Raw genomic sequence first — 9,393 nt, forward strand, 5'->3', positions numbered from 1 at the left:
CTCCGGCCCCATCCGCTCAGCAACCCGCTACCTCGCCGCCCACCCCCGTGACCTCACCCTTCTCACCCTCTGGTCACTGCTCGAAGCCGGGCAGACCTGGCTGCTCGGGTATGCGCTGGCGCGTGCGCTGGACGACGGGTTTCTCGCGGGGGTCAACGGGGCCGGACTCGGCTGGCTCGCGGTGGCCGCCGGGGCCGTGGCGGTCGCCGCGTACGGGACCGGGCGGGTGTACCGGTGCGTTGCCGCCCTGGTCGAGCCCGCCCGTGACGCGCTCGTGCGCCGGGTCGTACGCCGCGCCCTCGACGCCCCCGACGACGCCGCCGTCTCCCGGCTCACCCATCAGGTCGAGATCGCCCGGGACACCCTCGCCGGCCTGATCCTCGTGCTGCGTTCCTTCGTGTTCACCGCGATCGGCGCGCTCGTCGGCCTGTTCGTCCTCGCGCCGCAGCTGCTCCTCGTCGTGGCGCCCCCGCTGCTTGCCGGGCTCATCCTGTTCGCCGCGACCCTGCGCCCCCTCGCCCACCGCCAGGAGCGCTTCCTCGCCGCCGACGAAGCCGTCGCCGGTGAACTCGGCCGCGCGGTGGGCGGGTTGCGGGACATCCGCGCGGCCGGCGCCGAGCACCGGGTCGCCGCCGCGGCCGCCGCCCCCGTGAACGCCGAGCGCGCAGCCGCCGAGTCCGTGGCCCGCTGGGCCGGGGTCCGGGTCCTCTCGGTCTCCGTCGGCGGACGGCTGCCGATCCTGCTGCTCCTGATCACCGCACCCTGGCTGCTGCGGCAGGGCGTGACCCCGGGCGCCCTGGCCGGCGCCCTCGTCTACCTCACCCAGTCCCTGCTGCCCGCCCTGCAGAGCCTGATGGAAGGACTCGGCACCACCGGCTCCCGCCTCTTCGTCGTCCTGCGCCGCCTCCTCGCCGAGCCCGCCGCGCCGCCGCCGGTACGGGTCGCGGCGCCCCCGGACCCGTATGCCATCAGCCTGAGCCAGGTCACCTTCGCGTACGGGCCGCACGCCGAACCCGTCCTGAAAGGGCTCGACCTCGACGTCCCCGCCGGCACGCACCTCGCGATCACCGGGCCGAGCGGCAGCGGCAAGTCCACGCTCACGGCGCTGATCGCGGGACTGCTCGCGCCCGGCGGGGGAGAGGTGCGGGCCGTCGCCGACCGGGTGCTCGTGCCCCAGGAGGCATACGTCTTCTCCGGGACCGTACGGGAGAACCTCACCTATCTGTGCCCGCGGCCGCCCGGCGACGCGGAGACCCTGGCGGCCGCCGAGCGGATCGGCGCGGCCGAACTCACCGACCGTATCGGCGGGTTGGACGCGACGGCCGACCCGGCGGCCCTCTCCGGGGGCGAGCGCCAGCTGCTCGCGCTGGTCCGCGCGTATCTGGCCCCCGGCCGCCTCGTCCTCCTCGACGAGGCGGCGAGCGAACTCGACCCGGCCGCCGAACTCCGCGCCGAGCGCGCCTTCCGACGGCGCCCGGACACCACCCTCGTGGTCGTCGCCCACCGCGCGGGCGCGGCCGCGCGAGCGGACCTCGTCCTCGAACTCGACGGCAGCGAGGCCGAGTTGACCCGCCCGCGCAGTACCGGCCACCGTTCAGACCCAGCCCTCCCCCTGTGAGATCCGGATCGCGTCCACCCGGTTGCGGGCCCCCGTCTTCCGGGTGATCGCCGCCATGTAGTTGCGGACCGTCCCACGGGACAGATGCAGACTCAGGGCGATCTCCGCGATCGAGGCCCCGCGCGCCGCAAGCGAAAGCACGCTCAACTCCCGCTGTGTCAGCGGCATCTCCGCGGCCTTGAGAAAGCCGAAGCCCAGCGTCTCGTCGACGAACCGTTTCCCCGCGGTGACCTCACGGATCGCCCTGATCAGCTGATCGGGCGTGCTCGCCTTGTCCACATAACCGGACGCCTGAGCCTCGGCCGCACGGCGCAGCAGGCCGGGGCGCTCCGCACTGGCGAGCACCAGGAGCCGGCAGGTCGCAGGTCTGCCGGCCTGCTCGCACAGATCGGCCAGCGGCGCGATCCCGTACGAGTCGGAACAGTCGAGATCGGCCACGCACACGTCGGGCCGCGCGGTACGCGCCCGCGCCGCGGCGCCGGGCCACGCGGTATGGACCACCTCCAAGTCGGGTTCGCGGTCGATACGTTCGGCGAGTACCGACCGCAGCAGACAGGTGTCGTGCACCAGAAGTACCCGGATCACGTTGTCGCCCCTCCAGCTCCCCGCACACCGGTTGCTTCCTGCAGAGCCCCCGAGCAATCCCCGCCTGCGCGGCTTCGGGCGGACGACGGGGGTTTGCTCGGGGGCTCTCAGCGCGCAAACCATTGAACCGGCGCAGCCTCCGGAGCGGGGGCGGAGAACCGGCCAAGCGGGAGCACGGGGGCGCACACGCGGGTTCGTGCGACCTGCTGTGCGACCGGCGCATGCGCAGTGCGGATCGGTCGCCGGATGTCCATGCGGCCGCCACGCCATGGCCATAGGGCGCGCTTTGCGCAGGCGACCGGCGAAGGTGTGCGGGAGCGGCACGGAACGTGCGGCTCAGAGTCCCCGTCGCGCCTTGCCCGTGCGGACCGGACCCGCCGGCTCCTCGTCCATCGTCAGATCGATCAGTTTGCAGACCGTCTCGATATCGATCTTGACCTGGGCGATCGACGCCCGGCCCGAGAGCCAGGTGATGAGGGCCGAGTGCCAGGTGTGCTCGATGACCCGGACCGCCGAGAGCTGCTGCGGGGTGGGGTCGTCGAGGCCCATCGCGTCCAGGATGATCGCCGTCGTCAGACGGGAGACGGTGTCCACCTCGGGACTCACCGAGCGGTCCGCGAAGGTCAGGGCGCGGACCATCGCGTCGGCCAGATGCGGCTCGCGCTGCATCGCGCGGAACGCGCGCATCAGGGTCTCCGCGACCCGGTCGGCGGCCGTGTCACCGGCCGGCGGGCGCTTGCGGATCGTGCCGTGCATGTGCTGGAGCTGGTCCTGCATGGTCGCGACGAGCAGGTGCACCTTGGACGGGAAGTAGCGGTAGAGCGTGCCGAGGGCCACCTGCGAGGACTCGGCGACCTCGCGCATCTGCACGGCGTCGAAGCCACCCCGGCTGGCCAGCTGCGCGCTCGCGTGCAGAATGCGGCGACGGCGCGCTTCCTGACGCTCTGTCAGAGCTGGAGTCGCCGGATCCGATTCCTTGGCTTCCGCTGTCATGTGTCCCGTTCCGCGTTCCATATCCGGCTGGGTGGGGGAGCCCCGAGGGGGCCACAGCATGGCAGGGGCTCGGTCGTGGCGCGAATCACCTGATCCAGGCCTTCCGGTCTGCTTACCTGCCGGTAAATTCGATGCTCTTCAAGCGATCAAGTCTGAAACTTGTTCTAGGTTAGCGTCCCGGCGTAATCTCGCGGGCAATGCAGTCAGAAGGGGGCCGTGAGTGACCGCTGAGGCCATGGAGGCGGGTCCCGCGGGCCCTGATGCGGCCATACGTACCGTCGGCGGCCGGCCACCTGCCGGCGAGCGCGCGGACGGCGGCGAGCGGCCGCTGAGGATCGCGCTCCTCACGTACAAAGGGAACCCGTTCTGCGGCGGCCAGGGCGTTTACGTCCGCCATCTGTCGCGCGAGCTCGCCCGGCTCGGCCATGACGTCGAGGTCATCGGAGCGCAGCCGTATCCCGTGCTCGACCAGGTCGACGACCGCGTATCGCTGACCGAGCTGGCCTCGCTCGACCTCTACCGCTCGCCCGACCCCTTCCGCAGACCGAAGCGCGACGAGTACCGCGACTGGATCGACGTCGTGGAGGTCGGCACGATGTTCACCGGCGGCTTCCCCGAACCGCTGACGTTCTCGCTGCGGGCCCGGCGCCATCTCGCCGCGCGGCGCGGGGACTTCGACGTCATCCACGACAACCAGACGCTCGGATACGGCCTGCTCGGCGGGCCGGGCACGATCGGCGCCCCGCTCGTCACGACGATCCACCACCCGATCACCGTCGACCGGCAGCTGGAGATCGACGCCGCCGAGGGCTGGCGCGAGCGGGCCGGCAAGCGCCGCTGGTACGGCTTCACGCGCATGCAGAAGCGCGTCGCCCGCCGGCTGCCCTCCGTGCTCACCGTCTCCGGCACCTCGCGCGACGAGATCGTCGAGCATCTCGGGGTGCGCGGCGACCGTATCCACGTGGTGCACATCGGCGCCGACACGGAGCTCTTCTCGCCCGATCCGAAGGTGCCGGAGGTGCCCGGGCGGATCGTGACGACGTCCAGCGCGGACGTCCCGCTCAAGGGACTCGTGTACCTGGTCGAGGCACTGGCCAAGGTGCGGACCGAGACACCGCACGCGCATCTCGTCGTCGTCGGCAAGCGGCCGGAGAGCGGCCCTGTCGCCAAGGCGATCGCGCGGTACGGGCTCGAGGACGCCGTCGAGTTCGTCAAGGGCATCTCCGACGCCGAACTCGTCGACCTCGTGCGGTCGGCCCAAGTCGCCTGTGTGCCTTCGCTGTACGAGGGGTTCTCGCTGCCGGCCGCCGAAGCCATGGCCACGGCCACGCCGCTGCTCGCCACGACCGGTGGCGCGATTCCCGAGGTCGCCGGGCGCGACGGCGAGACCTGCCTCGCCGTGCCCACGGGGGACGCCGGCGCCCTCGCCGCGGGCCTGTCCCGGCTGCTCGGCGACGCGGCCCTGCGGGCGCGGCTCGGTGCGGCCGGGCGCGAGCGGGTGCTCGCCAAGTTCACCTGGGCGCGGGCCGCCGAGGGCACGGTCGCCCGCTACCGCGAGGCCATCGCCGCGGCGCCGCAGCGGACGGCCCGATGACCCGCGTACCCCTGACAGCTACGCCCGCGATCCCAGCCGCACCCGACCACGAAGGCAGGCCCGAGTGCTGACCGTCGACTTCACCCGTTTCCCGCTCGCCGCAGGCGACCGCGTGCTCGACCTCGGCTGCGGGGCCGGGCGGCATGCCTTTGAGTGCTACCGGCGCGGTGCGCAGGTCGTGGCGCTCGACCAGAACGGTGAGGAGATCCGCGAGGTCGCCAAGTGGTTCGCGGCCATGAAGGAGGCCGGCGAGGCGCCCGAGGGCGCCACCGCCACCGCCATGGAGGGGAACGCGCTCCAACTCCCCTTCCCCGACGAGTCCTTCGACGTCGTGATCATCTCCGAGGTCATGGAGCACATCCCCGACGACAAGGGTGTGCTCGCCGAAATGGTGCGCGTGCTCAAGCCGGGCGGCCGGATCGCCGTGACCGTGCCGCGCTACGGGCCCGAGAAGGTCTGCTGGGCGCTCAGCGACGAGTACCACGAGGTCGAGGGCGGCCATATCCGCATCTACAAGGCCGAGGAACTGCTCGGCCGGATGCGCGAGGCCGGACTCAAGCCGTACGGGACCCACCACGCGCACGCGCTGCACTCGCCGTACTGGTGGCTCAAGTGTGCGTTCGGCGTGGACAACGACAAGGCGCTGCCGGTGCGGGCGTACCACCAGCTCCTGGTCTGGGACATCATGAAGACGCGCGGCATCTCGACGCTGACGCGCGCCGCCGAGCGGGCCCTCAACCCCGTGATCGGCAAGAGTTTCGTGGCCTACGCGACCAAGCCGCACCTGCCCAAGGCCGCTGTGGCCGACATGGCGGGCGCCAAGTGACGACTCCCCGGACGCAGCATCTCGTACTGCCCGGGGTCCTCACCGCGGAGCAGGCCGCGCACACCGTCGAAGGGATCCTCGCGTGCCAGCGCGAGGACGGCGCCATCCCGTGGTTCCGGGGCCACCACCTCGACCCGTGGGACCACACCGAGGCCGCGATGGCCCTGGACACGGCCGGTGAGCACGAGGCCGCCGAGCGCGCGTACGACTGGCTCGTGCGCACCCAGCGCGAGGACGGCTCGTGGTTCGCCGCCTATGCCGACGGGGACGCCGAGGCGCCCACGGACCGCGGCATCGAGTCCAACTTCTGCGCGTACATAGCCGTCGGCGTCTGGCACCACTACCTCGCCACCGGCGACGACACCTTCCTCGACCGTATGTGGCCCACCGTGTACGCGGCCGTCGAGTGCGTGCTCACGCTGCAGCAGCCCGGCGGGCAGATCGGCTGGAAGCGCGAGGAGGACGGCACGCCCGTCACCGACGCGCTCCTGACCGGATCGTCCTCGATCCACCAGGCCCTGCGCTGCGCCCTCGCCATCGCCGAGGAACGCGAAGAGCCGCAGCCCGACTGGGAGTTGGCGGCCGGCGCGCTCGGTCATGCGATACGGCGCCACCCCGAGCGCTTCCTCGACAAGGACCGCTACTCCATGGACTGGTACTACCCGGTCCTCGGCGGCGCCCTGACGGGCGCCGACGCCAAGTCCCGTATAGAGGAAGGCTGGGAGCGTTTCGTCGTGCCCGGCCAAGGGGTGCGGTGCGTGTCGCCCAACCCGTGGGTGACCGGCGGCGAATCGGCCGAACTCGCCCTCGCCCTATGGGTGATGGGGGAATCCGACCGGGCGCTCGAGATCCTCCAGTCGATCCAGCATCTGCGCGACCCGGAGAGCGGTCTGTACTGGACCGGCTACGTGTACGAGGACAGGGCTGTCTGGCCGCAGGAGCTCACGGCATGGACCGCGGGCGCGCTGCTGCTCGCGGTGGCGGCGCTCGGCGGCCACGAGGCCACCTGCGCGGTGTTCGGCGAGGACCGGCTGCCGACGGGGCTCGAACCGGACTGCTGCCGCTGACCGCTGGTGGGGGGCAGGGGCCGGCGGCAGCAGTCGGGCGGGCTCTAGTAGCGGCGCAGCCTGTTCGCGGCCAGGTGGCCGACGAACAGGTAGACGATCGCAGCGAGCCCGTAGCCGCAGACGACGCGCGCCCAGGCCTCATCGAAGGTGAACAGGTCGTGCGACCAGCCGGCGAGCCAGCGGGCGGCGTCCTGGACGAACTGCACGAGGTCGTTCGCACGGTTCGCGTCGAGGAGATACATCAGGATCCACAGGCCGATGATCGCGGCCATGATGTCGGCGATCACCGCGATGACCGTGCCGGCGTGCCAACCCCTACCGTTGCGAGACATACGCATCGAGTGACCGGATCGCGGCGTTCGAAACCTTGTCGGATTCGCGCCCGGCCCACGGACGGGCTCGCCCGAGTGGCGGTACGCCGGGACCCGGGTGAGGCTGCCTCAAAGGCCCGGTGACAAGCACCACCGCGGCCCACGCGATCCGTGGGAGGTCCACCGTGCTCACCGCAGGCTCAGCGAGCGGCCGTCCGCTCCTTGTCCGTATGGCCGTCGCCGTTCTGCTGTGCGGCGCCCTCCTCGCCGGCGCCACCGCCTGCGGGAGCAGCGACAACGACGCCGGGGCCGACCCGAGCAGCACCAGCACGGCCGAGCAGCAGAAGTTCGCCAAGACGCGGTTCGTGGCCAACGCGGGACTCGCCGCCGGGGCCGCGTATCAGTGGATCATCAAGCCCGCCCGTGACGGCAAGTTCAAGGCCGGCGCCGACGGCCGCAAGTTCACGATGGTCAAGGCCGGTCTGGCCGGGGCGTTCGCGTACAACCGGCTGAAGGCCGCGGCGAAGAACGCGGAGGGTGACCCGCTCCTTGCGAAGGCGGTCGCGCCGCTGACCGCGGGCATCGAGTCGCTCAAGGACCTGCCGGCGAAGCTGCGCAAGGGTGAAGGCGCGGACGACGCGGCGGGGATCTTCGACAACGTGATCAATTCGGTGAAGGACGCGGGCAAGGAGGCCGGGGCGCCGGTGGTCGACAAGGTGCCGTCGATGTCGCAGCTGGGCGGCTGAGCCGCGCGCAAGCCGACGCAAGGCCCGGGCGTACCCGTACGCCCGGGCCTCAGGCGTTCAGCTCCGCAAGCACCCGTAGCGTCTCCCTGTCCGGGGACATCAGGAGCAGGTCCGTCACCGGGCCCTTGCGCCACAACTCCAGGCGCTCCGCGATGCGTTCGCGCGGGCCGACGAGGGAGATCTCGTCGGCGAAGGCGTCCGGGACGGCCAGGACCGCCTCCTCCTTGCGGCCCTGCGCGAAGAGCTCCTGGATATGGCGGGCCTCGTCCTCGTATCCCATCCGGGCCATCAGATCGGCGTGGAAGTTCTTCGAGGCGTGGCCCATGCCGCCGATGTAGAAGCCGAGCATCGCCTTCACCGGCAGCAGACCGGCAGAGACGTCGTCGCAGACCTGTGCGCGCGCCATCGGGGCGATACGGAAGCCCTCGGGCAGTTCGGTGAGCGAGGCCTCGTAGACGTCCGTGCGCGTCGGCGACCAGTACAGCGGCAGCCAGCCGTCCGCGATACGGGTCGTCTGCGCGATGTTCTTGGGGCCCTCCGCGCCGAGGAAGATCGGGAGGTCCGCGCGCAGGGGGTGGGTGATCGGCTTCAGCGGCTTGCCGAGTCCGGTGCCGTCCTCGCCCGCGTACGGGTGCGAGTGGAAGCGCCCCGGCAGGCTCACCGGGCCTTCCCTGCGCAGGACTTGGCGGATCACGTCCACGTACTCGCGGGTCGCGGTGAGCGGGCTCTTGGGGAACGGGCGCCCGTACCAGCCCTCCACCACCTGCGGTCCCGACAGGCCGAGCCCCAGCATCATCCGGCCGCCGGAGAGGTGGTCGAGCGTGAGCGCGTGCATCGCCGTGGCGGTCGGAGTGCGGGCGGCCATCTGGGCAACCGCCGTGCCCAGCTTGATGGTCGAGGTCTGCGAAGCGATCCAGGTGAGCGGGGTGAAGCAGTCGGAGCCCCAGGCCTCCGCGGTCCACACCGAGTCGTAACCGAGCCGTTCGGCCTCCTGGGCGAGCGGAACGTGTTCGGGCTTGGGGCCGCGTCCCCAGTAGCCGAGGGTGATCCCGAGCCGCATCCCTGCCCCCTTCGCGTCAGCTGACGGTGTGTCAGCTGCGGGCACTGTAAGGGGTGCGTGGAGACAACACAACGGGCGTCCGGGGGCGGCAACGGGCGTCCGGGAGCGACAACGGGCGTCCGGGAACGACAACGGCCCCCCGCCTGCGAGAGGCGAAGGGCCGTGCTGTCCTACGTGCGGGCGTCAGCCGCGCTGGATGCCCGTCGTGTCCTGGAGCACACCGCGACGGCCGTCCTGGGTCTGGGCGATGAGGCCCGGGCCGCGCTGCTCGACGGCCAGGTACCAGGTACCGGGGGCGAGTTCGGCGATCGGGGACGGGTTGCCGTCCTCGCCGTACAGCGGACGCGGCACCGGCACCGCGAACCAGAACGGGGAGAAGTCGCCCTGCGGGGCCGGGGCGGCGGCCTGCTGCGGACCGGGCTGCGTGGGGGCCGCGCCGGGCTGGCCCTGCTGCGGGTAACCGCCCTGCGAGGGCTGCTGGCCGTACGGCGCCTGCGGCTGACCCTGCTGGGCGCCCGGGTAGCCGTAACCACCCTGCGGCGGCTGGCCGCCGCCGTACTGCGGGGCGGCCGGGCGGGGGGCGCCCATGAGGG

General features: G+C 72.0%; 9 protein-coding genes and 1 pseudogene. 5 read left to right on the forward strand and 5 right to left on the reverse strand.

What is annotated here, in order from left to right:
* Window positions 1-10 precede the first annotated feature (10 nt).
* Window positions 11-1,618: an ATP-binding cassette domain-containing protein gene (locus G6045_RS36520; RefSeq protein ID WP_165336535.1), complete on the forward strand. Its 1,608-nt coding sequence runs from the start codon at window positions 11-13 to the stop codon at window positions 1,616-1,618.
* On the opposite strand, the gene G6045_RS36525 is transcribed toward G6045_RS36520, so the two are convergent.
* A complete protein-coding gene (locus tag G6045_RS36525) occupies window positions 1,595-2,203 on the reverse strand; it encodes a LuxR C-terminal-related transcriptional regulator (protein WP_165336528.1) in 609 nt (202 codons plus the stop codon). The genes G6045_RS36520 and G6045_RS36525 overlap by 24 nt on opposite strands.
* A 336-nt stretch (window positions 2,204-2,539) precedes the next feature.
* Entirely contained in the window at window positions 2,540-3,196 is a 657-nt protein-coding gene (locus G6045_RS36530) for a TetR family transcriptional regulator (protein WP_165336529.1), read from the reverse strand.
* A gap of 220 nt (window positions 3,197-3,416) precedes the next feature.
* Between G6045_RS36530 and G6045_RS36535 the strand changes: the two genes are divergently transcribed.
* From G6045_RS36535 to G6045_RS36545, 3 genes are all read left to right on the forward strand, one after another.
* Window positions 3,417-4,790: a glycosyltransferase family 4 protein gene (locus G6045_RS36535; protein ID WP_165336530.1), complete on the forward strand. Its 1,374-nt coding sequence runs from the start codon at window positions 3,417-3,419 to the stop codon at window positions 4,788-4,790.
* A 64-nt stretch (window positions 4,791-4,854) separates the two neighbouring features.
* Window positions 4,855-5,616, forward strand: coding sequence for a class I SAM-dependent methyltransferase (locus tag G6045_RS36540; protein ID WP_165336531.1), 762 nt, complete (start codon window positions 4,855-4,857; stop codon window positions 5,614-5,616).
* The gene (locus G6045_RS36545) at window positions 5,613-6,683 is read left to right on the forward strand and encodes a prenyltransferase (protein ID WP_165336532.1); all 1,071 of its coding nucleotides are present in this window, start codon (window positions 5,613-5,615) and stop codon (window positions 6,681-6,683) included. The genes G6045_RS36540 and G6045_RS36545 overlap by 4 nt, the downstream gene beginning before the upstream one ends.
* Before the next feature lie 44 nt (window positions 6,684-6,727).
* On the opposite strand, the gene G6045_RS36550 is transcribed toward G6045_RS36545, so the two are convergent.
* Window positions 6,728-7,021, reverse strand: coding sequence for a hypothetical protein (locus tag G6045_RS36550; protein ID WP_165336533.1), 294 nt, complete (start codon window positions 7,019-7,021; stop codon window positions 6,728-6,730).
* Window positions 7,022-7,224: 203 nt separating this feature from the next.
* On the opposite strand from G6045_RS36550, the gene G6045_RS36555 reads away from it, so the two are divergent.
* Window positions 7,225-7,740: a hypothetical protein gene (locus tag G6045_RS36555; RefSeq protein WP_165336536.1), complete on the forward strand. Its 516-nt coding sequence runs from the start codon at window positions 7,225-7,227 to the stop codon at window positions 7,738-7,740.
* 49 nt (window positions 7,741-7,789) lie between these two features.
* Here the strand turns inward: G6045_RS36555 and G6045_RS36560 are convergent, their stop codons facing one another.
* Window positions 7,790-8,800: an LLM class F420-dependent oxidoreductase gene (locus tag G6045_RS36560; RefSeq protein WP_165336534.1), complete on the reverse strand. Its 1,011-nt coding sequence runs from the start codon at window positions 8,798-8,800 to the stop codon at window positions 7,790-7,792.
* A 183-nt stretch (window positions 8,801-8,983) separates the two neighbouring features.
* Window positions 8,984-9,393: pseudogene (locus G6045_RS36565) on the reverse strand (hypothetical protein); the annotation flags it as partial.

The organism is Streptomyces mesophilus (assembly GCF_011044995.1).
GTDB classification, from domain to species: Bacteria; Actinomycetota; Actinomycetes; order Streptomycetales; family Streptomycetaceae; genus Streptomyces; species Streptomyces mesophilus.

Bases quoted from the DNA above. Each gene is read 5' to 3' on its own strand.
- G6045_RS36555 (WP_165336536.1), top strand. From the start codon at position 7,225: ATGGCCGTCGCCGTTCTGCTGTGCGGCGCCCTCCTCGCCGGCGCCACC.
- G6045_RS36560 (WP_165336534.1), bottom strand. From the start codon at position 8,800: ATGCGGCTCGGGATCACCCTCGGCTACTGGGGACGCGGCCCCAAGCCC.
- G6045_RS36550 (WP_165336533.1), bottom strand. From the start codon at position 7,021: ATGCGTATGTCTCGCAACGGTAGGGGTTGGCACGCCGGCACGGTCATC.
- G6045_RS36530 (WP_165336529.1), bottom strand. From the start codon at position 3,196: ATGACAGCGGAAGCCAAGGAATCGGATCCGGCGACTCCAGCTCTGACA.